At 73.8% G+C, this 25,014-nt stretch carries 26 protein-coding genes; 20 read left to right on the plus strand and 6 right to left on the minus strand.

Features of this window, described 5'->3' with window-relative positions; all coding sequences use genetic code 11:
• The first annotated feature begins 94 nt into the window (after window positions 1-94).
• Genes KDN32_RS11940 through KDN32_RS11955 form a run of 4 tightly spaced genes read left to right on the plus strand, consistent with a single transcriptional unit; the run spans window position 95 to window position 4,160 of the window.
• Entirely contained in the window at window positions 95-1,129 is a 1,035-nt protein-coding gene (locus KDN32_RS11940; protein WP_211732272.1) for an acyl-CoA dehydrogenase family protein, read from the plus strand.
• The gene (locus tag KDN32_RS11945) at window positions 1,126-2,436 is read left to right on the plus strand and encodes a bifunctional PIG-L family deacetylase/class I SAM-dependent methyltransferase (protein ID WP_211732273.1); all 1,311 of its coding nucleotides are present in this window, start codon (window positions 1,126-1,128) and stop codon (window positions 2,434-2,436) included. The genes KDN32_RS11940 and KDN32_RS11945 overlap by 4 nt, the downstream gene beginning before the upstream one ends.
• Window positions 2,433-3,131 carry a glycosyltransferase family 2 protein gene (locus KDN32_RS11950; RefSeq protein WP_211732274.1) on the plus strand — a complete coding sequence of 233 codons (699 nt, stop codon included), beginning with the start codon at window positions 2,433-2,435 and terminating at the stop codon, window positions 3,129-3,131. The genes KDN32_RS11945 and KDN32_RS11950 overlap by 4 nt, the downstream gene beginning before the upstream one ends.
• 27 nt (window positions 3,132-3,158) lie before the next feature.
• On the plus strand, window positions 3,159-4,160 hold the full coding sequence (locus KDN32_RS11955; protein WP_211732275.1) for a 5'-3' exonuclease: 1,002 nt from the start codon (window positions 3,159-3,161) through the stop codon (window positions 4,158-4,160).
• Between the two features lie 14 nt (window positions 4,161-4,174).
• On the opposite strand, the gene KDN32_RS11960 is transcribed toward KDN32_RS11955, so the two are convergent.
• Both KDN32_RS11960 and KDN32_RS11965 read right to left on the minus strand, forming a co-directional pair.
• Entirely contained in the window at window positions 4,175-4,498 is a 324-nt protein-coding gene (locus KDN32_RS11960) for a putative quinol monooxygenase (protein WP_211732276.1), read from the minus strand.
• Between the two features lie 34 nt (window positions 4,499-4,532).
• A complete protein-coding gene (locus KDN32_RS11965) occupies window positions 4,533-5,204 on the minus strand; it encodes a GOLPH3/VPS74 family protein (protein ID WP_211732277.1) in 672 nt (223 codons plus the stop codon).
• A 180-nt stretch (window positions 5,205-5,384) separates the two neighbouring features.
• On the opposite strand from KDN32_RS11965, the gene KDN32_RS11970 reads away from it, so the two are divergent.
• The 10 genes from KDN32_RS11970 to KDN32_RS12015 all read left to right on the plus strand — a co-directional run bounded on the left by KDN32_RS11970 (window position 5,385) and on the right by KDN32_RS12015 (window position 17,288).
• Complete coding sequence (locus tag KDN32_RS11970) at window positions 5,385-7,427, plus strand: PhoX family protein (protein WP_211732278.1); 2,043 nt, start codon at window positions 5,385-5,387, stop codon at window positions 7,425-7,427.
• Window positions 7,428-7,549: 122 nt separating this feature from the next.
• Window positions 7,550-9,796 (plus strand): esterase-like activity of phytase family protein, encoded by a 2,247-nt coding sequence (locus tag KDN32_RS22430; RefSeq protein ID WP_249216417.1) that lies wholly within the window; start codon window positions 7,550-7,552, stop codon window positions 9,794-9,796.
• A gap of 31 nt (window positions 9,797-9,827) precedes the next feature.
• A complete protein-coding gene (locus tag KDN32_RS11980) occupies window positions 9,828-11,234 on the plus strand; it encodes an endonuclease/exonuclease/phosphatase family protein (RefSeq protein ID WP_211732279.1) in 1,407 nt (468 codons plus the stop codon).
• Window positions 11,235-11,337: 103 nt separating this feature from the next.
• Window positions 11,338-13,182: a bifunctional metallophosphatase/5'-nucleotidase gene (locus tag KDN32_RS11985; RefSeq protein WP_211732280.1), complete on the plus strand. Its 1,845-nt coding sequence runs from the start codon at window positions 11,338-11,340 to the stop codon at window positions 13,180-13,182.
• Between the two features lie 223 nt (window positions 13,183-13,405).
• Complete coding sequence (locus KDN32_RS11990; protein WP_249216418.1) at window positions 13,406-14,293, plus strand: ferritin-like domain-containing protein; 888 nt, start codon at window positions 13,406-13,408, stop codon at window positions 14,291-14,293.
• On the plus strand, window positions 14,290-14,466 hold the full coding sequence (locus KDN32_RS11995) for a hypothetical protein (RefSeq protein ID WP_211732282.1): 177 nt from the start codon (window positions 14,290-14,292) through the stop codon (window positions 14,464-14,466). The genes KDN32_RS11990 and KDN32_RS11995 overlap by 4 nt, the downstream gene beginning before the upstream one ends.
• Window positions 14,467-14,546: 80 nt before the next feature.
• Entirely contained in the window at window positions 14,547-14,876 is a 330-nt protein-coding gene (locus tag KDN32_RS12000; RefSeq protein WP_211732283.1) for a twin-arginine translocase TatA/TatE family subunit, read from the plus strand.
• Window positions 14,873-15,145, plus strand: coding sequence for a twin-arginine translocase TatA/TatE family subunit (tatA, locus tag KDN32_RS12005; RefSeq protein WP_211732284.1), 273 nt, complete (start codon window positions 14,873-14,875; stop codon window positions 15,143-15,145). Before KDN32_RS12000 ends, tatA begins: the two co-directional genes overlap by 4 nt.
• A gap of 12 nt (window positions 15,146-15,157) precedes the next feature.
• Window positions 15,158-15,994: a twin-arginine translocase subunit TatC gene (tatC, locus tag KDN32_RS12010; protein ID WP_211732522.1), complete on the plus strand. Its 837-nt coding sequence runs from the start codon at window positions 15,158-15,160 to the stop codon at window positions 15,992-15,994.
• Between the two features lie 112 nt (window positions 15,995-16,106).
• Complete coding sequence (locus KDN32_RS12015) at window positions 16,107-17,288, plus strand: Nramp family divalent metal transporter (RefSeq protein ID WP_211732523.1); 1,182 nt, start codon at window positions 16,107-16,109, stop codon at window positions 17,286-17,288.
• An 18-nt stretch (window positions 17,289-17,306) separates the two neighbouring features.
• Here KDN32_RS12015 and ctlX read toward each other — a convergent pair whose 3' ends face one another.
• The 4 genes from ctlX to KDN32_RS12035 are packed head-to-tail and all read right to left on the minus strand — an operon-like array spanning window position 17,307 to window position 20,256.
• Complete coding sequence (ctlX, locus tag KDN32_RS12020) at window positions 17,307-18,341, minus strand: citrulline utilization hydrolase CtlX (protein ID WP_307853982.1); 1,035 nt, start codon at window positions 18,339-18,341, stop codon at window positions 17,307-17,309.
• 51 nt (window positions 18,342-18,392) lie between these two features.
• Window positions 18,393-19,475, minus strand: a complete 1,083-nt coding sequence (locus KDN32_RS12025) for a threonine aldolase family protein (protein WP_211732285.1) — start codon at window positions 19,473-19,475, stop codon at window positions 18,393-18,395.
• 19 nt (window positions 19,476-19,494) lie between these two features.
• The gene (locus KDN32_RS12030; RefSeq protein WP_211732286.1) at window positions 19,495-19,698 is read right to left on the minus strand and encodes a hypothetical protein; all 204 of its coding nucleotides are present in this window, start codon (window positions 19,696-19,698) and stop codon (window positions 19,495-19,497) included.
• Window positions 19,699-19,722: 24 nt separating this feature from the next.
• The gene (locus KDN32_RS12035) at window positions 19,723-20,256 is read right to left on the minus strand and encodes a 2'-5' RNA ligase family protein (RefSeq protein WP_211732287.1); all 534 of its coding nucleotides are present in this window, start codon (window positions 20,254-20,256) and stop codon (window positions 19,723-19,725) included.
• Window positions 20,257-20,308: 52 nt separating this feature from the next.
• Here KDN32_RS12035 and cobT point away from each other — a divergent pair, with 52 nt between their 5' ends.
• The 6 genes from cobT to glsA form a co-directional block, all read left to right on the plus strand.
• Window positions 20,309-21,349 (plus strand): nicotinate-nucleotide--dimethylbenzimidazole phosphoribosyltransferase, encoded by a 1,041-nt coding sequence (gene cobT / locus KDN32_RS12040; protein ID WP_211732288.1) that lies wholly within the window; start codon window positions 20,309-20,311, stop codon window positions 21,347-21,349.
• On the plus strand, window positions 21,346-22,110 hold the full coding sequence (locus KDN32_RS12045; protein ID WP_307853983.1) for an adenosylcobinamide-GDP ribazoletransferase: 765 nt from the start codon (window positions 21,346-21,348) through the stop codon (window positions 22,108-22,110). Before cobT ends, KDN32_RS12045 begins: the two co-directional genes overlap by 4 nt.
• A 24-nt stretch (window positions 22,111-22,134) precedes the next feature.
• Window positions 22,135-22,674 (plus strand): bifunctional adenosylcobinamide kinase/adenosylcobinamide-phosphate guanylyltransferase, encoded by a 540-nt coding sequence (cobU, locus tag KDN32_RS12050; protein WP_211732289.1) that lies wholly within the window; start codon window positions 22,135-22,137, stop codon window positions 22,672-22,674.
• Between the two features lie 65 nt (window positions 22,675-22,739).
• Entirely contained in the window at window positions 22,740-23,294 is a 555-nt protein-coding gene (locus KDN32_RS12055; RefSeq protein WP_211732290.1) for a hypothetical protein, read from the plus strand.
• A 228-nt stretch (window positions 23,295-23,522) separates the two neighbouring features.
• Window positions 23,523-24,209, plus strand: a complete 687-nt coding sequence (locus KDN32_RS12060; protein WP_211732291.1) for a maleylpyruvate isomerase family mycothiol-dependent enzyme — start codon at window positions 23,523-23,525, stop codon at window positions 24,207-24,209.
• A 37-nt stretch (window positions 24,210-24,246) separates the two neighbouring features.
• The coding region (gene glsA / locus KDN32_RS12065) for a glutaminase A (protein WP_211732292.1) at window positions 24,247-25,014 on the plus strand (768 nt) is incomplete at its 3' end.

Below are 25,014 nucleotides of genomic sequence, written 5' to 3' on the forward strand. Positions count from 1 at the left end.
CATCCCGCCCCGACGGAGGTGACCGGCGCGGGCGCGGGCGACCTAGCGTCACGGACGTGTGGCGCGTCCAGCGCCCGGACCTCGAGGAGCCCACGTGCCCGATCGCGGCGCCGTCCTGATCGGCGAGCCGACCGACGACGACCTCGAGGAGCTCGACGACCTGGTCGACCGGGCTCGCGAGGCGGCGACCGACGTACCGGCGGCGCTGGACCTCGCCCGCGCGGTCGGGACCCAGCTGCCGACCCCGGGATCGGGTCGGACGGCGCACCTGTGGTCGGCACTGGCCAGCGTCGCGGCGATCGACCTCACGGTCGCCCGCGCCCTCGAGCCGCACCTCGACGCGCTCGCGATCCTCGGCCAGGCCGGCAGGTCCGCCCCGTCCGGCACGTGGGGCGTGTTCGCCGCGGAGGGCCCCGGCGAGCCGCTGCGGGCCGAGCCCGCGGGCGAGGGCCACGTCCTGCACGGCCGCAAGCACTGGTGCTCCCTCGGCGGCGTCCTCGACCGGGCGCTCGTCAGCGCGTGGGTCGGTGAGGAACGACAGCTGTTCGCGGTCGACCTGACCCAGCCGGGAGCCACGGCGGTGCCCGGCACGTGGGTGGGCCGGGGCCTGACGGAGGTGGACTCGGGGCCGGTCGACTTCGTCGGAGCGACGGCCGAAGCGGTGGGCGGGCCCGGGTGGTACCTCGAGCGCCCCGGTTTCGCCTGGGGCGGGATCGGCGTCGCCGCCGTGTGGTTCGGGGGCGCCGTCGGCGTGGCCCGTCGGATGCTGCGGGCCGCAGGCTCGCGCCTGCCCGACCAGGTCGCGCTGGTCCACCTCGGCGCGGTCGACGCCGCCCTCCACGCCGCGGGGTGCGTGCTGGCCCGAGCCGCCGAGGACGTCGACGCCGACCGGTTGTCCGGCGCCGACGGGTGGCGGGCAGCGCTGCGGGTGCGGGAGGTGGTGGCGCTGGCGGCGGAGGACGTGCTGACCCGAGCCGCGCACGCCCTCGGTCCCGGACCCCTGGCGACCGAGGAGGACCACGCACGTCGCGTCGCCGACCTGGGCCTCTACCTGCGCCAGTGGCACGCCGAGCGCGACCAGGCCGCCCTGGGGACCGAGCTGCTGCGCCACGGGGCGCGCGGGTGGTGAGCAGCCCCGCCTTCCGGCACGACCGCGCCGGCACGCCCTCCGCAGCGTGGGACGCGGTGGTCGACGGCCTCCCGGAGCTCGAGCTCGGGGCGATGCGGCACCGCCTGGTCGTGGTGGGCGCCCACCCGGACGACGAGACGCTCGGAGCCGGTGGCCTGGTGCACGCCGCGGCCCGCTCCGGGCACGAGGTCACGGTCGTCAGCGTGACAGCGGGCGAGGGCTCGCACCCGCGCTCCCCGAGCGTACGACCCGACGCGCTCGCCCGGATCCGGCGCGAGGAGCTCCGTGCGGCGACCGCCGCCCTGGCTCCCGACGCGACCGTCCGCTGCCTCGGGCTCCCCGACGGTGACGTCGCCGGCCACGAGGACGAGGTCGTGGCCGCCCTCGTCGAGACCATCGGGACCGGCGGTGCCGACGTCGTCCTGTGCGCACCCTGGCGCGGCGACGGCCACCCCGACCACGAGGCGGTGGGCAGGGCCGCCGCCGTCGCTGCGTCCAGGACCGACGCCCTGCTGCTGGAGTACCCCGTCTGGGCGTGGCACTGGGGTGGACCCGGCACGTTCCCGGACCGGACGGTCCGTGTCGCGCTCGCTCCCGGCGACGTCGAAGGCAAGCGGACCGCCGTCGGCCGACACACGAGCCAGGTCGCTCCGCTCTCCCCCGCACCGGGCGACGAGGTGATGCTCGGACCCGACCTGCTCGCCCACTTCGCCCGCCCGGCGGAGGTGTTCATCGCTCCGGCCTCCCACGCCGGCGACGACGCCCTCGACCGGGTCCACCGTGACGACCCGGACCCGTGGCAGGTGGACTCCGCCTACGAGCGCCGCAAGCGCGCGCTGACCCTGGCCAGCCTCCCGCGGGAGCGCTACGCCGACGCGCTCGAGGTCGGCTGCTCGGTCGGCGCGCTCGCCGTCGACCTGGCCTCGCGCTGCGACCACCTGCTCGCGGTCGACGCCAGCGAGGCCGCGATCGCCCTCGCCCGTCGACGGACTGCCGACGTCGCGCACCTGGAGGTGCGCCGCGCGCGTGTCCCGGAGCAGTGGCCGGACGGGCAGCGCGACCTCGTGTGCGTCTCGGAGATCGGCTACTTCCTCAGCCCGCGCGAGCTCCGCGAGGTCGTCGACCTCGCGCTCGGCTCGCTGACCGACGACGGCCACCTCGTGCTCTGTCACTGGCGCCACCAGCCGGTGGGGTGGCCGCTGGCCGGCCCCGCGGTCCACGACGCGTTCCTCGCGTCCGGAGCGCCGGTCCTCGTCGAGCACCAGGAGCCGGACTTCCTGATGCACGTCCTCGGTCGCCCGTCGTGACCGCGCCCGCCGCCGTGGCAGTGGTCGTCCCGGCGCGGGACGAGGAGACGCTGCTGTCCGACTGCCTCGACTCGGTCGCGCACGCCCGGGACCTGCTGCACACGACCCACCCGGAGGTGGCCAGCCGCACCTTCGTGGTCCTCGACGCCTGTCGCGACCGCACGCCCGCGATCGTCGCGGCGCGCGCCGACGTCGTCGGCGTGCCGAGCTCGGCCGGCAGCGTCGGCGCCGCCCGTGCCCTCGGTGTCGAGGCCGCAGCGCGGTGGGCTGCGACGAGCCACCACGCCCCGCTGTGGGTGGCAGGCACCGATGCCGACAGCGTCGTGCCGCCGCACTGGCTGGTCGCGCAGGTGGAGATGGCGACGCTCGGACGGGACCTGGTCGTCGGCACCGTCACGCCCAGGCCCGGCGACCTCACGGCCGACGTGCTGGACGCCTGGGTCGCCGCGCACGACGTGACCGATGGGCACCCCCACGTCCACGGCGCCAACCTGGGCTTCTCCCTGCGCGCCTACGAGCACGTCGGCGGGTTCGCACCGGTGCCGGTCCACGAGGACGTCGGGCTCGTCGCGGCCGTACGGAGCGCGGGGCTCGACTGGACGGCGACCGGCGCGATTCCCGTCACCACGTCGGGACGGCGCTCGGCCCGCGCGCCCCACGGGTTCGCGCACTACCTCGAGGGCCTCGGCGCCTGAGCCCGTCTAGGCTGGCAGGCGATCGCCATGACACCCAGCCCCTCCGACCCCGCTGCCCGCCGCCTGCTGCTGGTCGTCGACGCCCCGTCGCTGCTCCACCGCAACCACCACGCGCGGTCGCACACCGGGCTCCGCGACCGGCAGGGACGACCGATCTGGGCGCTGCACGGCATGCTGCGCCAGATCCTGGAGTCGATCGACTCGTTCGCGCCCGACGCCGTGCTGTTCGGCCTCGACGACCGCAGCGGCTCGCTGCGACGCGACGCCTACCCCGACTACAAGGCCGGTCGCGCGGAGAAGGACCCCGAGCTCGTCGACCAGCTCGACCGGGCCGGCGCCCTGCTGGACGCGCTGGGCCTGGCCACCCTGACGCCGCCCGGCCTGGAGGCCGACGACGTCAACGCCTCCGGCGCGACGTGGGCCGAGCGGCACGGGTGGGACTGCGTCATCATCACCTCCGACCGCGACGCCTTCGCCCACATCAGCCACCACACCCGGGTGCTGCGCCTCATCGACGGCGGCATCCACGGCTCCCCGCTGCTCAACCCGGCCAGGCTCTTCGACCTCTACGGCGTCCGTCCGGCCAACTACCTCGCGTTCGCCGCGCTGCGGGGCGACGCGAGCGACAACCTGCCCGGCGTGCAGGGCATCGGGGAGAAGACGGCCGCCATCCTGCTGGACGTGGCCGGGTCGATGGACGCGGCGTGGGCCGACGTCGACCACGAGGACGGTCGCAACCTCCTCGCCGCCCTCGACGACTGGTCGGCGGAGACCGGCGGTCGCCGGATCGGGGCGAGCGTCGTCAAGCGGCTGCTTGCCGACGGGGCTCGGGAGCGCTACGACTTCAACGTCGAGATGATGTCGGGTCGCCACGACCTCGACCTCGGCCTCACCCCGGACGTGCCGGGGTCCCGCGGCCTGCTGCCCCTCGACCTCGACCGGGTCACGCGCGTGGTCGGCTTCCTCGACAACGACTTCACCACCGACCTGGCCGTGCGGGTGCTGACCGGGCGGCCGGCCTCGGCCTGACCGCCCGGTGCCGGTCAGTCGACCTGCATCTCCCCCAGCTCGTTCCAGCCGGTCTGGTCGACCTCGGTGCTCACGATGTCGGGGGTGCGGCTGAGGTACTGCGGGAGCTCGCGCTGGGCCGCCTTGAAGTGGTCGGACTGGACGTGCGCCGCGCCGGCGTCACCGTCGCGGAACGCCTCGACGAGGACGTACGTGTTCGGGTCGGTCACGCTGCGCGACCACTCGAACCACAGGCAGCCCTCCTCGGCGTTGCACGCCTCGGTGAAGGCGCGCGACAGCTCGGGCCAGTCGTCGGCGTGCTCGGGCAACACGGGGAACTTGGCGGTGATGAAGATCAACGGATCTCTCCTTCTTCTCGGGGTGGGGGGACGGTCAGCTGCCGGCGGCGCCGCCGGCGGCGATGGCCGGCAGGATCGCGGCGGTCATGATCGCGGTGTTCATCGCCTGCACGGCCTTCGCCACTGCCGCGCCAGCCTGCACGTCGGTGGAGACCTCCTCGATGCGTCGCTTGAGGTCGCGCCTGCCGAGCCCGCCCTTCTCGTCGGCGAGCACCTTGCCGACCAGACCGAGGCCCTGCAGCACGGACAGCAGCGTCGCGTCGGCCGGCTGCGGCGTACCCCCGGCCAGCACCGTGCGGAGCCGCTCGCGCACCCGCCGCTCGGGCTCGGGGTCGAGGATCGGGTAGCGCGCCGGGACCAGGCCGAGGGCCCGCTTCTCCTCCACCCGGACGACACCGGCCGACGAGAGCGCCTCGGCGACCTCGTGCTCGACGTTCAGGCGCCGGTCCGTCACGAGCGAGGACAGCTTCTTGCCGTCCTTCTCGACCAGCCGGGCGAGCGCCACGTCGAGCGCGGGGTGGCCGGCGGGCGCGGGCGACACCACGGCCATCCGCGGGTCCTTGTCGTCGCTCAGCGTCACCTTCTCGGCGAGCACGAGGTCGGTCACGACGGCCGCGGCGAGGCCGTAGCCGTTCTGCGAGGTGGCGCTCTCGGCCTTGCCGTCGTCACGCCTCAGCAGCAGGAACAGCTCCTCCACGATCAGCATGACGCCCACCCTACGGACCGCCCGCAGCACACCGCCCCGACCGGCGTCCGGCAGTTCACCTGATGTGCACCTGCCGTCCCCCTGTCCGTGGCCGGCGCCGCACAGGGTGGATCGGCAGCACACCCCGCGCCCCACCCCGCGCCCTTGTCGGGCGCCCACTCGGCATCGGAGACACACCTCATGACGGACACCACCTCGCGCCCGCTCCTCCCGATGGCGGGCCTCACGCACGGCAACCGCAGCCCGGTGACGTGTCACCTGCGCTGCGGCGACGCCTGCTCGGTCGCCGCGCCCAACACCACCGACACGACCTACTTCCGCGACGTCGCCGCCCAGGCCCTGCGCCGCCGCACCGTCGTCGGCGCCTCGCTGACCGCCGCGGCCCTCGGCGTCGCGAGCACCGCCCCCGCCGCCGCCACCGGTCGCGGCCACGGGCACGGCCACCCGGGTGGCGGGCACGGCGGGCACACCCCCCGCGACCCGCTGGCCTTCACCGCGATCGCCCCCGTCGCCACGACCGTCGACGACGTCACCGTGCCGACCGGCTACGAGTGGGACCCGATCATCCGGTGGGGCGACCCGATCCTCCGCGGCGCGCCGCGCTTCGACGCCGCGGCGCAGAGCCCCGAGGCGCAGGCCGGCCAGTTCGGCTACAACAACGACTACCTCGACATCATCGAGACCAACCGCGCCGGCACCCGCGCGCTGCTCGTGTGCAACCACGAGTACACCAACGAGGCGATCATGTTCCCGCCCGGCACCGACCCGGAGACGCTCGTCCGCACGGTGTGGGCCGCCCACGGCATGTCGGTCGTCGAGCTGCGCCGCCGCCGTCGCGGCGACACCTGGCAGTACGTCCCCGGCGCCCGGCTCAACCGCCGGATCACCCTCGACACGCCCTTCGCCGTCGACGGCCCGGCCGCCGGGTCGGACCTGCTGAAGACCGCGGAGGACCCCACCGGCACGCGGGTGCGGGGCACGATGAACAACTGCTCGGGCGGCACCACCCCGTGGGGGACGGTGCTGTCGGGCGAGGAGAACTTCAACCAGTACTTCAAGGCCACCGGCACCGACCCGCGGGAGACGCGCTACGGCCTGTCGTCGACCCAGGACGCCCGCAACTGGCGCGCGGTCGACCCGCGCTGGGACGCCACCACCGAGGGCTTCCGCAACGAGCCCAACCGCTTCGGCTGGGTCGTCGAGATCGACCCGTCGGACCCGCGCTCCACCCCGGTCAAGCACACCGCGATGGGCCGCTTCAAGCACGAGGGCGCCAACGTCATCGTCAACCGCGACGGCCACGTCGTGGCCTACATGGGCGACGACGAGCGCTTCGACTACCTCTACCGGTTCGTCTCCCGCGACCGCCTGCAGGGACGCGGCGGCAGCTGGAAGCGGCACGGCAACCGCTCGCCGCTCGCCGACGGTGACCTGTCGGTCGCGCGGTTCACCGGCGACGGCCTCGAGGACGGCGTCAGCGACGGCACGGGTGAGTGGATCCCGCTGACGAAGAACGGTCAGTCGATGGTCCCGGGCTTCACGCTCGAGGAGGTCCTCGTCTACACCCGGCTGGCGGCGGACGCGGTGATGCCGACCAAGATGGACCGGCCCGAGGACGTCCAGCCGAGCCTGCACAACGGCCGGATCTACGTCGCGTGCACCAACAACACCGACCGCGGCAAGGTCGGCAAGGAGGGCCCCACCGAGCCCAACCCGCGCGCGGCCAACAAGGACGGCCACATCGTCGAGATCACCCCGACCGGTGGCGACCACACCAGCGGCACCTTCGCGTGGGACCTGTTCCTCATCTGCGGCGACGCCGCCTCGGCCGGCACCTACTTCGGCGGCTGGACCGGACCGGTGTCGCCGATCTCCTGCCCCGACAACGTCGCCTTCGACAGCGTCGGCAACCTCTGGATCTCCACCGACGGCCAGCCCAGCTCCATCAAGCTCAGCGACGGCCTGTTCAAGGTGCCCGTCGAGGGCCCCGAGCGCGGCCACGTCCAGCAGTTCCTCGCCGTCCCCTCGGGCGCCGAGACCTGCGGACCGGTCGTCCACGACCGCGACGGCTCGGTCTTCGTCGCCGTCCAGCACCCGGGCGAGGACGGGACCTGGGACGCACCCCAGTCCCGCTTCCCCGACTTCGTCCCCGCGGGCGGCACGGCTCTTCCCGGCCAGTTCGCCGGTCCGCGGCCCACGGTGGTCCAGGTGACGCGCCGCTGAGGCGCCCGCTGACCCGCACCTGACCACCCGTCGACCACGGGCCGTACCCCACCCCGGCCCGTGGTCGACCCCTGCCCTGCACCGATCCGTTCGCCACCCTCGGAAACCGCGAAGGACCCCTCATGCTCCTGCCCCGTCCGGCGCTCGCCGCCCTCACCGCGCTCGTCCTCACCCCGCTCACCGTCGCGCCCGCCCACGCCGACCCCGGACGCGCCGGTGGCCACGACCGCGGGCACCACGGGTCGCGCACCGTCGACGTCCCCACGCTGCTCGGGCGCGCCACCCTCGACGCCGACTTCCTCGCCCCGGGCCCGCCGTCCGGTGCGCAGGCCACGCCCGCCAACGGACGTACCGGCCCGTTCCCCGGCCAGGTCGTGCCCGGCTTCTCCGCCATGCTCGACAACGGCGACGGCACCTTCTGGGCGATGCCCGACAACGGCTTCGGGACGAAGGCCAACTCCGCCGACTTCCTGCTGCGGATGTACCTCGTGCGCCCGTCCTTCGAGGGCGAGGGCGGCAACGGCACCGTCGCCCTGCCCGACCTCATCTCGTTCAGCGACCCCGACCACGAGGCCGGCTTCCCGATCGTCAACGAGGACACCGACGAGCGGCTGCTGACCGGGGCCGACCTCGACATCGAGTCGGTCGTGCGCCTGCGCGACGGCAGCTTCCTGGTCGGCGACGAGTTCGGTCCTTTCGTGCTGCACTTCGGCGCCGACGGTGTGCTGCTCGACGCGCCGGTCCCGCTCCCCGGCGTGCGGTCGCCGCAGGACCCGTTCCTCGGGTCCGCCCAGCCGACCCTCCCGGCCAGCAAGGGCTTCGAGGCGATGGCCTACGACGGCTCGCGCTACGCCTACCCCGTCCTCGAGGGCGCCCTCACCGCCGAGACCGACCAGCGCGTGCGGCGCATCCAGCAGCTCGACACCCGGACCATGCGCTACACCGGCCGCTCGTGGGTCTACCGCACGGTCGAGGCCGCGAACCTCGTCGGCGACGCGTTCATGACCGGCCGCGACCGGATGCTGCTGCTCGAGCGCGACAACTTCGGCGGTGCCCAGGCGGTCACCAAGCGCGTCGTCGAGGTCGACCTCGGCCGCACCGAGCCCGGCGGCCACCTGGTCGCCGAGCCGGTCCTCGACCTGCTCGACCTCGCCAACCCCGACGAGATCGGCGAGGGCGACGGCTACGGGACCGGTGACCCTTTCGCCTTCCCGTTCGTCTCCACCGAGACCGTGGTCCAGATGCGCGACGGGAGCTTCGTCCTCGCCAACGACACCAACTTCCCCGGTGACGACGCCCGCGTCGACGGCCAGCCCGACGACGTCGAGATCATCCACGTCGGCCTGCGACGCCAGCGGGTCCGCACCGGTGGGCCGACGGTCTTCGCGCACCGCGGCGCCTCCGGCTACCGCCCCGAGCACACCGTCGCCGCCTACGAGCTCGCCGCGCGCCAGTGCGCCGACTACGTCGAGCCCGACCTCGTGATGACCCGCGACGGCGTGCTCGTCGACCGCCACGAGCCGGAGATCGGTGGCACCACCGACGTCGCGTCGCGCCCGGAGTTCGCCGACCGGCGGACGACCAAGCAGCTCGACGGCCGACCCGTCACCGGCTGGTTCGTGGAGGACTTCACCCTCGCCGAGCTCAAGACGCTCCGCGCGGTCGAGCGGCTGCCCCAGCTCCGGCCGGAGAGCCGGTCCTTCGACGGGCTCTACCAGGTGCCGACGTTCGAGGAGGTGCTCGCCTTCGCCCGCCGCACCGAGACCTGCGACGGCGAGCCGATGGGCGTCATCCCGGAGATCAAGCACAGCACCTACCTCGCCGCCGCCGGTCACCCTGCCGAGCGGGCCGTGCTCGACGCGTTCGCGCGCAACGGCGTACGCCCCGGCCGCACGCCGGTCGTGATCCAGAGCTTCGAGGTGTCCAACCTGCGCCGGCTCGACCGGATGACCCGCTTCGACCTGGTCCAGCTCGTCGACTGCTCGGGCGCGCCCTACGACCAGGTCGTCGCCGGCACCGGCGTGACCTACGACGACCTGGTCACCCGCGCCGGGATGCGCGGGATCGCGCGCTACGCCGACAGCGTGGGGCTGTGCAAGGACCGGATGATCCCCCGCGACGCCGACGGCAGCCTCGGTGCCCCGACCGACGCGATCGCCCACGCCCACCGCGCCGGGCTGACCGTCACCGGCTGGACCTTCCGGCGGGAGAACTCCTTCCTCCCGCTGGAGTTCCGCTCCTCCGCCGACCCGGCCGCGCCCGGGGACCTGACCGGCGAGATCCGCACGTTCCTCGCCGCCGGCATGGACGACTTCTTCACCGACAACCCCGACATCGGTGCCGCCGTGGCCGACTCCTGGTCGTCCTAGGCTGCCCCGACCCCTCCGGAAGGCTCACCCGATGACATCCCGACGCACCCTGGCCGCCGTCGCGACGCTCGCGCTCGCCGGCCTCACCACCCCCGTCCTCGTCGCCCCGGCCGTCGCCGGCGACCGCGACGACGACGGACGCGGGCACCACCACGGGCACCACCACCACGGCCACGGCCACGGGCACGGACAGCCCACCGACGTCCGGTTCTCGACCTTCAACGCCTCGCTCAACCGCACGGCGTCAGGCGACCTGGTCCGGGACCTGTCCACGCCCGGCAACGCGCAGGCTGCCGCAGTGGCCGAGACGATCCAGCGCACCGATCCCGACGTGCTGCTGGTCAACGAGTTCGACTACGTCGAGGGCGGACGCGCCGCCGAGCTGTTCCGCGACAACTACCTCGAGGTGCCCCACCACGGCGCTCCGGCGGTCGACTACCCCTACTACTACGTCGCGCCGGTCAACACCGGGGTGCCGAGCGGGCTCGACCTCGACAACAGCGGCACGGTCGGCGGCGGCAACGACGCCTTCGGCTTCGGGGAGTTCCCCGGCCAGTACGGCATGGTCGTCTACTCCAAGTTCCCGATCGACACCCGGGGTGTCCGGACCTTCCAGGACTTCCTCTGGAAGGACATGCCGGGCGCGCTCCTGCCCGACGACCCCGCCACCGCCGCGCCGGCGGACTGGTACTCCCCCGCCGAGCTCGACGCCGTGCGCCTGTCGTCGAAGTCGCACTGGGACGTGCCGATCCGGGTGGGCCGCTCGACCGTGCACTTCCTGGTGTCCCACCCGACGCCGCCGGTCTTCGACGGCCCGGAGGACCGCAACGGCCTGCGCAACCACGACGAGATCAGGCTCTGGGGCGACTACGTCCGTGACCGCGCCGACTACCTCTACGACGACGAGGGCAGGCGCGGCGGCCTGCGACGTGGCAGCACGTTCGTCATCGCCGGCGACCAGAACTCCGACCCCCTCGACGGCGACTCGGTGGCGGGATCGGCCCAGCAGCTGCTCGACAACCCGGCGGTCAACACCCGGGTCACCCCGACCAGCGACGGCGCGGTGGAGGCGTCCGAGCGCGACGGTGGGGTCAACCTCACCCACCTCGGCGACCCGCGGTTCGACACGGCCGACTTCTCCGAGCCGCCCGGCAACATCCGCGCCGACTACGTCCTCCCCGACCGCGCGACGCGCATCACCGACGCCGGGGTGTTCTGGCCGACGTCGACCGACCCGCTCTTCCGCCTGGTCGGCACCTTCCCGTTCCCGGCCAGCGACCACCGCCTGGTGTGGGTCGACGTCCGGGTGGGTCGCGGCTCCCGGCACAGACCTCCCCCCAGCGGAGACGCGCAGGCATTGGTGGGCACGCAGGCGTCAGCGCCCGCGTGCGGCGCAGACCTCGTCCGACCAATGCCTGCGCGTCTGCGGGTCCGATGATCGCGGCGCGGGAGGGTTGACCCCGCCCACGTCGGTGTAGGTAGATGGACCGCTGCCCCCGGGCAGCCTCGGACCATTCGGATCTCTCGGAAAGCGATGCACCATGCCCACCCCCACCCAGCCCACCCCCGCCCGCCGCACGGTCGTGACGGGGGCTGCCGCCCTCGCCGCCGCCGGCTTCGTCGCCGCCCCCACCCCGGCGCAGGCGCACGGCGGACGGCACGGCCACCACCACGGCCGTCCGACGACCCGTCTGACCGTGCTCGGCACGACCGACCTGCACGGCAACGTCCTCAACTGGGACTACTTCAAGAACGCCGACTTCGACAACACCGCCCACGACGACATCGGGCTGGCCAAGGCCGCCACGCTGATCAAGGCCGCGCGCAAGGAGCTGCGCCACCAGCCGGTCCTCACCCTCGACGCCGGCGACACCATCCAGGGCACGCCGCTGGCCTACTACTACGCCCGGATCGACCCGATCACCGGCGGCTCGACGCACCCGATGGCCCGCGCGATGAACCTCGTCGGCTACGACGCCGCGGCGCTCGGCAACCACGAGTTCAACTACGGCATCGACACCCTGCGCACCTTCGAGTCCCAGCTCGACTTCCCGCTCCTCGGCGCCAACGCCGTCGACCCGGCCACGAAGCGTCCGGTCTTCCCGCCCTACGTCATCAAGCGCTTCCGGGTGAAGGGCGGCCCGCACGTCACCGTCGGCGTGCTCGGCCTGACCAACCCCGGCATCGCGCTGTGGGACAAGGCCAACGTCGAGGGCCGCATGGAGTTCCCCGGCCTGGTCGAGCAGGCGAGGAAGTTCGTCCCCGAGCTCAAGCGCCGCGGCTGCGACGTCGTCGTCATCAGCGCGCACAGCGGCGCTGACACCTCCTCGTCCTACGGCGACGCGCTGCCGTACCCGGAGAACGCCGCCTCGCTGGTCGCCGAGCAGGTCCCCGGCGTCGACGCGATCCTCGTCGGCCACGCGCACAAGGAGATCCCGCAGCGCTACGTCACCAACGCGACCACCGGCCAGCAGGTGCTGCTGTGCGAGCCGCTCTACTGGGGCATGCGCGTCGCGGTGATGGACCTCGACCTCGAGCTCCACCGCGGCCGCTGGAAGGTCGTCGCCACCCACGGCCAGACGCTCAACTCCAACACCGTCGACGGCGACCCGGCCGTGCTGGCCGCGGTGCGCGACCAGCACCGGACCGTCGTCGACTACGTCAACTCCCCCGTCGGCACCTCGACGACCGCCCTGTCGGCCGACCGGGCCGTCGTGGAGGACGTGCCGATCATCGACTTCGTGCAGTACGTCCAGGCCGACGCGGTGAAGGCCGGGCTGTCGGCCGCCGATGCCGCGCTGCCGGTGCTCTCCATCGCGGCGCCGTTCAACCGCGAGGCGTCGTTCCCGTCCGGCCAGGTCACCGTGCGCGACGTCGCGGGTCTCTACATCTACGACAACACCCTGCTCGGGGTGCGGATCACGGGCGCGCAGGTCAAGGACTACCTCGAGTACTCCGCCCGCTACTTCCAGCAGGTGTCCGGCACCGGCCCGTTCACCGTCGAGCAGGTCACCCGCGCCGTCACGCCCACGGCGCCGAACGGCACGCCCGACTACAACTTCGACTCCGTCGCGGGCCTCGACGCCCCCCTGACCTACGAGATCGACATCGCGCAGCCGGTCGGCTCGCGCATCGTCGGCCTCGCCTACGACGGGGTCCCGGTGACGGCCGACCAGGAGTTCGCGATGGCGGTCAACAACTACCGCCAGTCCGGCGGCGGTGGCTTCCCGCACGTGTCCACCGCCCCCGTCGTCTACAACCAGCAGAACGAGATCCGCCAGCTGATCATCGACTGGGTGACCGAGCACGGCACCATCGACCCGGCGCAGTTCGCCTCGGTCGACTGGCGCCTGGTCTCGGGTGGCCAGCCGGTCACCATCTCCTGACCCTGCTCGTCGGTTCCACAGTCGCACCCCGTCCGGTCCGCCGGGCGGGGTGCGACGTATTTCCGGTCGTGACCAATCCGTGACCACCGCCGCCCCGAATGACCCGTGTCACACCAGCCGGGCCTCAGTCCCGGCGGGCCGTCGGAGGCCTCGACGACCTTGATTCGCACGGCGAACACCCCTGAACGGAGTACGCATGTTCGGCAAGGCAGTAGTCACAGACATGATCAACCGGAGCGCGGAGAACGAGACCGACCGCCGCCTCTTCCTGAAGTCGGCCGGCGTCGCCGGTCTCGGCGTGGTCGGCGCAGGTGCGCTCGGCGGGGCGGCCCACGCCGCTCCCGGCGGCGTCAGCGACGGCGCGGTCCTCAACTTCGCGCTGAACCTGGAGTACCTCGAGGCCGAGTTCTACTCCTACGCCGCGTTCGGCAAGGGCCTCGACGACAAGCTGACGTCGGGCAAGGGCAAGAAGGGCGGCGTCAAGGGCGGCCGCCAGGTCTCCTTCGCCACCCCGGCGATCCGCAAGTACGCCGAGGAGATCGCCAAGGACGAGCACGACCACGTCGCCTTCCTGCGCAAGGCGCTCGGTGGCGCCAAGGTGGCCCGACCGGCCATCGACATCGAGGCCAGCTTCACCGCGGCCGCCAGGGCCGCCGGCCTGATCCAGCCCGGCCAGACCTTCGACCCGTACGCCAACGAGGACAACTTCCTCCTCGCGGCCTACATCTTCGAGGACGTGGGCGTCACGGCCTACAAGGGCGCCGCCCCGCTGATCTCCAACAAGACCTACCTCGAGGCGGCCGCCGGCATCCTCGCGGTCGAGGCCTACCACGCCGGCATCGTCCGGACGTCGCTCTACTCCAAGGGCCTGCAGGACGCCGCCAAGGCGATCTCCAACGCCCGCGACAGCCTCGACGGCAAGTCCAACAAGGACCAGGGCATCGGCTCGGCCGCGGGCAAGGCCAACCTCGTCCCGACGGACAAGTTCGGCATCGCCTACAGCCGCACGCCCGGCCAGGTGCTCAACGTGGTCTACCTCAACCCGAAGTCGGTCACCAAGGGCGGCTTCTTCCCCAAGGGCGTCAACGGCGCCGTCAACAAGAGCGCGTGATCCACGTGCCCGCCATCGAGATCGTCGCGATGCTGATGCTGGCTGCGGTCGTGCTGCGTGCGGTGTGGCTGGTGACCCACCAGTCCGCCCACCACGCGGCGCTCCAGCCCGCGCGGTGGTCGCGCGAGGTCGACCGGGTCCTCGTCGGGCGCTCCGCCCGGCACCGGGCCTGACACCAGGCTCCGCCCGGGTGGACCGGGTGCCCACGGGCGCCCGGTCCACCCCGGAGCAGGAACTGCGGGAAGGAACCCCCATGTTCGGCATCGGACTCCCCGAGCTCGCCGTGATCGCCTTCTTCGGCGTGGTGCTGCTCGGTCCCGACAAGCTCCCCGGGCTGGCCAAGCAGCTGGCCCACGGCATCAAGGCCGCCAGGCGCATGGGTGACTCCGTGCGCGACGACCTCCGCTCCTCGCTCGGCGAGGGCTACTCCGACCTCGAGCTCCGCGACCTCGACCCGCGCGCGATCGTGCGCCGCCAGGTCGAGGAGATCCTCGCCGAGCGCGACGACGACGAGGACGACGACACCGACAGCGAGGACGACACCTCGCTCCACGCAGCACCCGTTGAAAGGAAGACGGCATGACTTCCACCCTGATCTCCCCGCTGCTCGTCGGCGGACTGGGCGGCATGGAGCTGCTCATCATCCTGGCCGTGCTGGTGCTGCTCTTCGGCGCCAGCAAGCTCCCCGAGCTCGCCCGCGGCTCCGGCCAGGCACTGCGGATCTTCAAGGCCGAGACCAAGGGCCTGACCGACTCGGACAAGGACGCGGCCACGACGCCCGTCGCCGAGACGCCGGCCTCCGAGCCGATCATCGTCGAGACCCCCCGCGAGCACGACGCTCAGCGCGGCTGACGGGGGCGCGTGATGTCGATCGCCGGCGTCGTGGACGTGCTCCGCGGACCCACCGCCCGCCCGGGCGCGGTCCCGGGGAGCATGTCCCTGGCCGACCACCTCCGCGAGGTGCGGGCCAGGCTGATCCGCTCCGCCCTCGTCCTCGTGGTGGCGTTCTTCGTCGCGCTGCCCTTCTACGACCAGCTCCTCGCGCTGGTCCTCGGGCCCTACAACCAGGCCCAGACCCTCATCGGCGAGGACACCGTCAGCACCGCGTACGTCGCGGGCGCCACGGGTCCGCTGATGCTCAACCTCAAGCTGTGCGGGACGGCCGCCCTCGTGGCGGCCAGCCCGTACTGGCTGTGGCAGGTGTGGGCGTTCGTCGTCCCGGGGCTGCTGCCGCGCGAGAAGCGGTGGTCGCGGGTCTTCGCGGCGGTGGCAGGGCCGCTGTTCATCGCCGGCGTCGCGCTGGGCTACTACGTGCTGCCGAAGGGCCTCGGCGTCCTCATCGGCTTCACCCCGGCCGGCATGGAGAACCTCGTCGAGTTCGGCGACTACTTCTCCTTCTTCAGCCGGATGCTGCTCGTCTTCGGCATCGCCGTCGAGATCCCGTTCTTCCTGGTGCTGCTCAACCTCGCGGGCGTCGTCTCGGGAGCCCAGCTGGGCCGGCACCGCTCGGTCATCCTCATGGCAGCGGTGGTCTTCGCCGCCGTCGCGACGCCCTCCACCGACCCGTTCTCGATGCTCATGCTCGCGATCCCGATGATGGCGCTCTTCGTCCTCGCCGAGGTCATCTGCCGGGTCATCGACCGGCGACGCGCCCGCAGGGCACCGGCGCCGCCTCCCCTCCTGCTGAGCGACGAGGACTGACGTGTTCCAGACGCCGCGGTACGCCGCCCCGCCCACTCGTCGTACGACGTCCGCCGCCGCGGTGCTCGACCAGCCGTCCCCGGCGGTCGGGCTCCGCGGCCGGCTCGGCCGGATGTGGCCGCTGCTCGGCCCGGCGTTCGTCACGGCGGTCGCCTACGTCGACCCGGGCAACTTCGCCACGAACATCTCCGCCGGCTCCGCCTACGGCTACCTGCTCGTGTGGGTCGTCGTCGTCAGCAACGTCATGGCGATGCTCATCCAGTACCTCTCGGCCAAGGCCGGCGTCGCCACCGGGCTGAGCCTGCCGGCGCTGTGCCGCGAGCACCTGCCCCGCCGGGTCGCCCGCGGGCTGTGGGGCCAGGCCGAGCTCGTGGCGATCGCCACCGACCTGGCCGAGATCGTCGGCGGCGCTCTGGCGCTCAAGCTGCTCTTCGACCTCCCGCTCCTCGCGGGCGGCACCATCACCGCCGTCGTGTCCTTCGTCGTCCTGGGCCTCAAGGGCAGGAGCCACCGCCAGTTCGAGAGCGTGATCATCGGGCTCCTCGGCGTGATCCTCGTCGGCTTCGCCTACGACGTCGCGATCAGCGGGGTGGACTCGATGGCCGTCCTGGACGGCACGCTCCCCCGGTTCGCGGGGATGGACAGCGTGATGCTCGCCGCCGGGATGCTCGGGGCGACCGTCATGCCGCACGCAATCTACCTGCACAGCGCGCTCACCAGCGAGCGGCTCCACGCCCGCACCGAGGCCGAGCGGGTCACCGTGATGCGCAGCCAGCGGATCGACGTGATCGTCGCGATGACCGTGGCGGGGCTGATGAATCTCTCGCTCCTGCTGGTCGCCGCCTCGGCCCTCTCGGGCCAGGGCATCGACACCATCGAGGCCGCGCACGCCGGTCTCGGCGACTCGCTCGGGCAGGGCGCCGCGCTCCTCTTCGCCCTCGGCCTGCTGGCCTCGGGGTTCGCGTCGAGCAGCGTCGGCACGCTGTCGGGGCAGGTGATCATGGAGGGCTTCATCCGTCGCCACATCCCGGTCGCCGCACGCCGCCTCGTCACGCTGGCGCCCGCCCTGCTGATCCTCGCCCTCGGCGTCGACCCGACCGCCGCGCTCGTCGGGTCGCAGGTGGTGCTGTCCTTCGGCATCCCGTTCGCGCTGGTGCCGCTGGTGTGGTTCACCGCGCGGCGCGACGTCATGGGCTCGCTGGTCAACCGGCCCACGACCACCGCCGCCGGCATCGTGGTCGCGGCGGCGATCATCGCCCTCAACGCGGTGCTGCTGGTGCAGCTGGCGCGCTGAGGGCGGTCTGCCCAGCCGTCAGTCGTTCGCGTTGCCGTCGACGAACCGGCCGTCGGGCGTGACCGGGTCGTCGACGTTGATCGCCACGACGTTCTCGCCCGGCTCGGGCAGCTGCTCGGGGCGCTTGTCGAGGTGGACGCCCGCGATCATGCAGCGCACCGAGCCGCCGGCGAGCTCGATGGTCGGGATGTCGACGGCGACGATCTCGCACGACTCCTCGATCACGGCGACCTGCTCGGGCCGCAGCGACCGCTTGGCCCGCGCCGACATCGCCATCACGTAGCGCCGCTTGCCCTCAGGCGTGCGGCCGCACAGCTCGACGGCGTTCCCGGCGAACTCGCGGATCTGCTCCTCGGTGAGCTCGACGATGGTGCGGCCGGTGACCGCGAGGCGCTCGCGCACCTGCTCGCGGCGCACCTCGTCGGGGATCATCTCGAGGGCGATCATCGCGACGTCTGTGCCGATGCAGGCGATCACGTTGGTGTGGTAGACCGGCACGCCCTCGGAGTCGACGGCGTCGAAGGCCATCGGCTCGTAGGTGAAGTCAGTGCAGAATCGCTCCAGCACCGCGGCGTCGGCGCGGTGGCTGCGGGCGGTGTAGGCCACCCGGGAGACGTGGTCGAGGACCATCGCGCCGGTGCCCTCGAGGAAGATGCCGTCCGGCTCGAGACCGGAGTAGTCGACGATCGTCTGCACGCGGTAGTGCGACTTCAGCATCTCCAGCACGTCGGCCCGGCGCTCGTGGCGCCGGTTGGAGGCGTACATCGGGTAGACCGCGACGGCGCCGCCGGCGTGCGTGGAGACCCAGTTGTTGGGGAACACGCTGTCGGGGCGGGTGTGGTCGTCGTCCTCGAAGACGTGGACCCGCACGCCGACGGCCCGCAGCGCGTCGGCGAGGGCGTCCATCTCGGCGAGCGCCATGGCCGAGGTGGCCTCCTCGGTCTGGCCGGCCGGGGCGTCGGCCTGGAAGGCGTTGTCGGCGGCGGTCGCCGGGTTGGGGACGAACTTCGCCGCGCGGACGAGGATGACAGCAGAGGGGGCCTGGGCACTCACGGGAGGAATGTAGGGGACGCCCGTCCCCCGCAGCGAGTCAGGCCGAGCGAGTCACGCCACGACCGCCGCGAGCTGCTCGGCGACCTCGGCGGGGTCGCGGTCGACGGCCGCGTCGTAGCAGGTGAGCTCGGTGACGACCCAGCCCGGCACGTCGGCCGGCTGCCACAGGCCCGACGGCACCACGTGGTGCTCCTCCGTGTAGGCCACGACGCGCTCGTTGACCTCGTCGGCCTTGCCGGGGGCGTAGGCCAGGAACGTCGCGATGTGCGGCTGCTCGGGGACCGTGCGGATGCCGCGCTGCTGGAGCTCGGCCGCGAGCGCGATCGCCCAGTCGCGGTAGGCCGCGAACCGGTCGACGTGCTCGCGCAGCCCCTTCAGGCCACCGACCGCGGCCGTCGTCATCGAGAAGATGGTGCCGCCCATCCGCTGCCGCCACGACCGCAGCTCGCCGGCCAGGTCCTCGGGGCAGACCACCAGCGCGCCGCTGGTGCCGCCGAGACCCTTGTAGAGCGAGACGTACATCGAGTCGACCAGGTCGGCCGCCTCGGCGAGGGTCCGACCCCAGTGCGGCACCGACTCCCAGATCCGGGCCCCGTCCGCGTGCAGCGGTACGCCGCGCCCGCGGGCGGCCTCCGACAGCGCGACCAGGTCCTCCCAAGGCGGCAGCAGGCACCCGGCGTCGCGCAGCGGCAGCTCGACCATGGCGGCGCCGAGGCGTCCCGGGACCTTGTCCAGCGCGGCGGCCGTCGGGGTCTCGCGGCCCGTGGTCAGCGGCTCGAGCTCGAGGCCCATCACCCGCCGCGGCCCGTCCTGCTCGTAGCGCAGGAGGTGGGACATGTCGGGCAGGGCCACCCGGCGCGAGCCGGAGCGGTCGCACCAGGACCGGAGGGTCGCCTGTTGAGCCATCACGCCGCTGGGGAACATCACCGCGGCGGGCTTGCCGAGCAGCCCGGCGACCTCGGCCTCGAGCTGCTCGACGGCGCCGCGCTCGCCGTAGCGGTCCCACGCGACGTCGTGCTCCTCGGCGAAGGCCGCGAGCTCGCGGAACATCGCCGCAGGGGTCGACGGCTCGCGCCAGAACACCGCCTCGGCGGTGGCCGAGGCGGCGCGGAACCGGTCGTGCAGGTCGCTCACGTCGTCGACCGGCGCCGGGTCAGGACTGCTTCTTGAACCAGTACGTCGTCTCGACGCCGGGGATCACCTGCACCAGCTCCCAGCCGCTGGCGCCGAGCGAGGACAGCAGGTCCTCCCACGACTCGGTGCCGGCCACGATCGACTCGGGGTCGGCGTTGTAGCCGCCGACCTCGACGTTGCCCTGGTCGTCGACGGTGATCTCGAGGTGCGCCCATGAAGCCATGCCGCGATCCTGCCACAGCAGCCCTCACCCTCCTCCGAGGCACCACTCGTGGAGGACCCGGCAGGCACCGGACTCCCACCACGCGAGCTGGAGCCGGTCGAGCACCACCTCGACCGGGACGGTCCCGGCGAGCAGCCGTGCGGTCGAGGCGAGGTCGACGTCGGGCGACGCGGCGTCGACGGTGAGGTGCGGGCGTACGTCCTCGGGACCGCCGAACTCACCGCCGTAGGGCGGCCACTGCGGGAACGCCGCGACCAGCCGGGCGGTCAGGTCGCGGAGCCGGTCGTCGGGGTCCGGCACGAGGTGGATGATCCCGTTCGGGAACTGCGCGAGCTCGGCCAGGCGGACCGCCACCGGATCCGTCGCGGCGGCGACCGCGGCGACGGTGGCCAGCGTCGCGGGCGTCGGGTCCGGGTCGAAGGGGCCGAGCGCCGTCACGTGGGCGTGGCCGAAGCGCGGGTCGGCGGAGACGAACCCCGCGTCGTAGTGGGCGGTCCGCGCCTTCACCCAGTCCTCGAGCGCCGGGACGGGGAGCTGCAGGACGGAGTGGCCGGTCACGCCACCAGCCTCGCAGCAGGCCGTGGTGCCGCGTCACTAGGCTGGCGCGGCCATGGACGACACCTCGCGCACCGCCCCGCCCTCCCCCGCCGTCGCCGCTCTCGCCCGGGAGCGGCTGGCCGGGCTCGCGACCCCGGCCGGGGCGCTCGGACGGGTCGGCGAGGTCGGGGCCTGGCTGGCCGCGGTGCAGGGCGAGGTCCCGCCGCGCCCGCTCGACGACGTACGCCTCGTGGTGCTGGCCGGCGACCACGGCGTCGCCCGGCACGGGGTCTCCGCCTACCCCGCCGCGGTCACCGAGGCGATGGTGCGCACGATCGTCGCGGGACGGGCGGGCGTCTCCGCCCTCGCGGCGGCGCACGGGGTCACCGTGAGCGTCCTCGACGTCGCCGTCGACGCCGACCTCTCCGACCTGCCCGCGCACGTCACCGCCCACAAGCTGCGCCGCGGGTCGGGCGCGATCCACCTCGAGGACGCGCTGACGCGGGCCGAGTGCGACGACGCGCTCGCCCTCGGCTCAGCCCTGGCCCGCGACCACGTCGCGGACGGCGCCCAGCTGCTGATGACCGGCGACCTCGGCATCGGCAACACCACCCCGGCCGCCGCGCTGGTCGCCGCGCTGCTCGGGGTGTCCGCCGACGAGGTCACCGGCCGCGGCACCGGGATCGACGACGAGGGGTGGACCCGCAAGCGCGACGTGGTCGCCGCCGCGCTCGCCCGCGTGGGCGACCGTGCCGCCGATCCCGCCGAGGCCCTCGCCGCCCTGGGCAGTGCCGACCTCGCCGTCACCGCCGGGTTCCAGGCCGAGGCGTCGCGCCTCGGGGTGCCGGTCCTGCTCGACGGCGTGGTGTCGGTCGCGTGCGCGCTGGTGGCCGAGGCGCTCGCGCCGGGAGCCAGCGCGTGGTGGGTCGCCGGGCACCGGTCCACCGAGCCCGCCCAGTCGCTCGCGCTCGCCTCGTTGGGGCTCGAGCCGCTGCTCGACCTCGGCATGCGTCTCGGCGAGGGGTCGGGCGCGGTCGCCGCGCTGCCGGTCCTGCGCTCGGGTGTCGCCGTGATGCGTGACGTGGCGCTGCTGTCCGAGGTCCTGCCCTCGTGAGCCTGCGCGACGGCTGGCTGCTCGCCACCGGGACGCTCACCGCGGTGCGGGTGCCGGCGCCGGGGCGGGTCGACCGGCAGGTCGCCGGCCTCGCGATGCTCCTCGCCCCGCTGGCGGTCGTGCCGCTCGCCGTCGCCGCGGCGGTCGTGGTCGTGGTCGGCGACCTCGTCGACCTGCCCCCGCTCGCCACGGCGTACGTCGTGCTGCTGGTGCTCGCGCTCGGCACGCGCGCACTCCACTGGGACGGGCTCGCCGACACCGCGGACGGGCTGACCGCGTCGTACTCGCGCGAGCGGTCGCTCGAGGTGATGCGCACCGGCCCCGTGGGGCCGGCCGGCGTGGTCGCCGTCGTCCTGGTCGTCGGGCTCCAGGCCGCGGGGCTGACGGCCGTGGTGCGGCACGACCACGCCTGGCTGGTGGTCGGGCTGCTGGTCTGCGCGTCGCGCTCGATGCTCGCGCCGGCCTGCGTGCGCGGCGTCCCCGCGGCCCGGCCGGACGGGCTCGGGTCGACCGTCATCGGCGCCGTGCCCGTGGTCGGAGCGGTCGGCGCACTGCTGGTCGGCCTCGTGCTCAGCGGTCTCGCCGGGCACCTCCTCGGCGCGGCGCTCGTCGGGCTCGCCGGCGCCGCGCTGGCGGTGGCGGCGGTCGCTGCCCTGCTGGTGCGGTGCTCGCGGCGGCTCGGCGGCATCACCGGCGACGTCCTCGGCGCGGTCGTCGAGGTCTCCCTCGCGGCGCTCGTGCTCGCGGCCGCCGCTGCCTGAGCACGCTCTGGGAGGATCGGCGGCATGCGGATCCTGGTCACCGGCGGCGTCCGGTCGGGCAAGTCGACCCACGCCGAGGCGCTCGTGCGCGACCTCGCGGGCGGAGGCCCGGCGACCTACGTCGCCGCCGGTCCGTCCCCCGACGTCGAGGCCGACCCCGACTGGGCGGCGCGGGTCGCGGCGCACCGCGCCCGCCGTCCGTCCGCCTGGTCGACGGTGGAGACCACGGACGTCGCCGCGGCCGTGCGGGCCGCCGGCGACCCGGTGCTCGTCGACTGCCTCGGCACCTGGCTCACCGCCGTGGTCGACGCCGCCGACGCGTGGGAGCACGAGTCCGACGCGGTGCACGCGCTCGTGCTGGCCGGCGCCGACGACCTCGTCGCGGCGCTGCGCGCCTCGTCCTCCGACGTGGTGCTGGTGACCAACGAGGTCGGACTCGGCGTCGTCCCCGAGCACCGCTCCGGCCGCCTGTTCCGCGACCTCCTCGGCATCGTCAACCAGCGCGTCGCCGCCGCGTGCGACGAGGTGCACCTCGTCGTCGCCGGACGGGTGCTGCGGCTCTGAGCTCGGTTGGCCAGTCCGCCGGCACCGCTCGGCAACTTCCGTTCCGTCGACCGCGTCACAGCGGCATGGACATCCGCCGTCGGGCCTCTGGCACCGCCCTCCCGCTCGCCCTGGCCGCCGCCCTCGGGCTGACCGCCTGCAGCACCGACGCCGCCCCGGCAGCCCGCGACGCCCAGGTGGAGCCCGCCGCCGGTCGGTCGTCGGTGAGCGAGTCGCCGGAGCCCACCGAGTCCTCGACCGCGACGAACCCTCCAGGGGTGCAGTGCCTCGACGTCCCCCGCCCCGTGCTGGCTCGTCTCCTGGCGGGCGCGCGCGACGGGGTACGACTCGACGCGGGACAGGCCTTCGCCCAGGAGTCGGACCGTCGCGCGGGTCGCTACTTCGTGTCGGTCCAGGTCGACGTGTCCGGCCCCTCCGCGTCCGCGGCGGACCGTGCGGAGCGCCAGCTCGCGGTCTGGGTCGTCGACGCCGCGACGTGGGACGGCCGTCAGGGCACCGTGCTCGCCGCCGACGCCGACGCGCAGCGGCTCACCCGGTTCGCACCGGCCGACGCCTCCCCGCTGCACATCGCGCCGGACGACCCGGACGTCGGCGGCGCGGAGGCCTGCCAGCTGGTCTGAGGAGGCTCGTCCCGCTGCACCATGCAGGCAGTTCGCGCGACCGCGCGCCGTGCTGAGCGTGGGACAGGCCGCTGCTCGCCCGAACTGCCTGCATGGTGCGCACGGCCCGCCTCCAGCAGGCAGTTCGCGCCGCCGAGCCGCCGGCCGAGCGCGGCTTCGGCGGTCGACGCCGCGAACTGCCTATTTTGGTGCCGACCCACCAGCCCCGGCGCCGACCCGAGGAGTCAGATGACCACCATCGACTGGATCCCGCTGCTCCGCAGGCACACCGCGCGGTTCGCCGAGCTCCTCGGGCGGGCCGACCCGGACGCGCCGGTCGAGCACTGCCCGGGCTGGACGGTGCGCGACGTCGCGGTGCACCTCGGCGGGGTCCACCAGTGGGTCGTGCACGCGGTCGTCGCGGGTGACCCGAGCCTGGCGCCGGAGCCTCCAGTGCCCGGAGAGGACCTGGCCGAGTGGTACGCCCGCCAGGCGCAGGCGCTGGTCGGGCTGCTCGCCGCCACTCCCCCGGACGCCGCGGCGTGGACCCTCGACCGCGACGACCGGACCGCGGGGTTCTGGCGCCGGCGCCAGGTCCACGAGGTGGTCGTGCACGCCTGGGACGTCGAGCACGCCGGCGGGCCGACCACGCCGATCGACCCTGCCCTCGCGTGGGACGGCGTGCGCGAGGTGGTCGACGTGCTGCACCCGCGCCAGGTGCGGCTCGACCGGACTCCTGCCCCGCCGTACGCGGTGCGCCTGGTCGCGACCGACCTCGACGACGCCGTCGCGATGCTGGGCGACGCCGCCGGCACCGACGACGTCGAGGTCCGCGCCACCGCGGAGCGGCTCCTGCTCCTGCTGTGGCACCGCGACCGCACCGACGACCTCGACCCGCGCGCCGCGGCCGTCCTCGCCGAGCCCGTCGCACCCTGACGCGGTCACCGCGCGGAGCTGCGCGAGGATGACCGGCATGAGGATCGAGGACGCGCTGCTGCGCGCGCAGCAGGCCGCCGCCCCCGAGGTCGGCCGCGGCCAGCTCGCCGACTACATCCCCAGCCTGGCGTCGGTCGACCCCGACCAGTTCGGCATGGCGATCGCGTCCTGCGACGGCGACGTCCACGTGATCGGCGACGCCGACGTGCCGTTCTCGGTGCAGAGCATCAGCAAGGTCTTCACCCTCGCCCTGGTCATCGCGACCGAGGGCGAGGACATCTGGCGCCGGGTCTCGCGCGAGCCGTCGGGCAACCCGTTCAACTCCTTCCTCCAGCTCGACCAGGAGGGCGGGCGCCCGCGCAACCCGTTCATCAACGCCGGTGCGCTCGTCGTCACCGACCGGCTGCAGTCGCTCACCGGCGACGCCAGCGGGGCGCTGCGCGACCTGGTGCGTCGCGAGAGCGGGCGCCCGGACGTCGACAGCGACGCCGCGGTCGCGCGCTCGGAGCTCGAGGCCGGCCACCGCACGTACGCGCTCGCCCACCTGCTGGCCAGCTATGGCAACCTCGAGCGTCCCGTCGACGAGGTGATCGACCAGTACGTCACCCAGTGCGCGCTGTCGATGAGCTGCCGCGAGCTCGCGCTGGCCGGGCTCTTCCTCGCCCGCGACGGCGTGGCCTCCGACGGCACGCAGCTGCTCAGCACGCGCGAGACCAAGCGGATCAACGCCGTCATGCTCACCTGCGGCACCTACGACTCGGCCGGCGAGTTCGCCTACCGCGTCGGGCTGCCCGCCAAGAGCGGC

The organism is Nocardioides palaemonis (genome assembly GCF_018275325.1).
GTDB lineage: Bacteria > Actinomycetota > Actinomycetes > Propionibacteriales > Nocardioidaceae > Nocardioides > Nocardioides palaemonis.

Bases quoted from the DNA above. Each gene is read 5' to 3' on its own strand.
- KDN32_RS11955 (WP_211732275.1), top strand. From the start codon at position 3,159: ATGACACCCAGCCCCTCCGACCCCGCTGCCCGCCGCCTGCTGCTGGTC.
- KDN32_RS11965 (WP_211732277.1), bottom strand. From the start codon at position 5,204: ATGCTGATCGTGGAGGAGCTGTTCCTGCTGCTGAGGCGTGACGACGGC.
- KDN32_RS11970 (WP_211732278.1), top strand. From the start codon at position 5,385: ATGACGGACACCACCTCGCGCCCGCTCCTCCCGATGGCGGGCCTCACG.
- KDN32_RS22430 (WP_249216417.1), top strand. From the start codon at position 7,550: ATGCTCCTGCCCCGTCCGGCGCTCGCCGCCCTCACCGCGCTCGTCCTC.
- KDN32_RS11980 (WP_211732279.1), top strand. From the start codon at position 9,828: ATGACATCCCGACGCACCCTGGCCGCCGTCGCGACGCTCGCGCTCGCC.
- KDN32_RS11985 (WP_211732280.1), top strand. From the start codon at position 11,338: ATGCCCACCCCCACCCAGCCCACCCCCGCCCGCCGCACGGTCGTGACG.
- KDN32_RS11990 (WP_249216418.1), top strand. From the start codon at position 13,406: ATGATCAACCGGAGCGCGGAGAACGAGACCGACCGCCGCCTCTTCCTG.
- KDN32_RS12000 (WP_211732283.1), top strand. From the start codon at position 14,547: ATGTTCGGCATCGGACTCCCCGAGCTCGCCGTGATCGCCTTCTTCGGC.
- tatA (WP_211732284.1), top strand. From the start codon at position 14,873: ATGACTTCCACCCTGATCTCCCCGCTGCTCGTCGGCGGACTGGGCGGC.
- tatC (WP_211732522.1), top strand. From the start codon at position 15,158: ATGTCGATCGCCGGCGTCGTGGACGTGCTCCGCGGACCCACCGCCCGC.
- KDN32_RS12015 (WP_211732523.1), top strand. From the start codon at position 16,107: ATGTGGCCGCTGCTCGGCCCGGCGTTCGTCACGGCGGTCGCCTACGTC.
- KDN32_RS12030 (WP_211732286.1), bottom strand. From the start codon at position 19,698: ATGGCTTCATGGGCGCACCTCGAGATCACCGTCGACGACCAGGGCAAC.
- cobT (WP_211732288.1), top strand. From the start codon at position 20,309: ATGGACGACACCTCGCGCACCGCCCCGCCCTCCCCCGCCGTCGCCGCT.
- cobU (WP_211732289.1), top strand. From the start codon at position 22,135: ATGCGGATCCTGGTCACCGGCGGCGTCCGGTCGGGCAAGTCGACCCAC.
- KDN32_RS12055 (WP_211732290.1), top strand. From the start codon at position 22,740: ATGGACATCCGCCGTCGGGCCTCTGGCACCGCCCTCCCGCTCGCCCTG.
- KDN32_RS12060 (WP_211732291.1), top strand. From the start codon at position 23,523: ATGACCACCATCGACTGGATCCCGCTGCTCCGCAGGCACACCGCGCGG.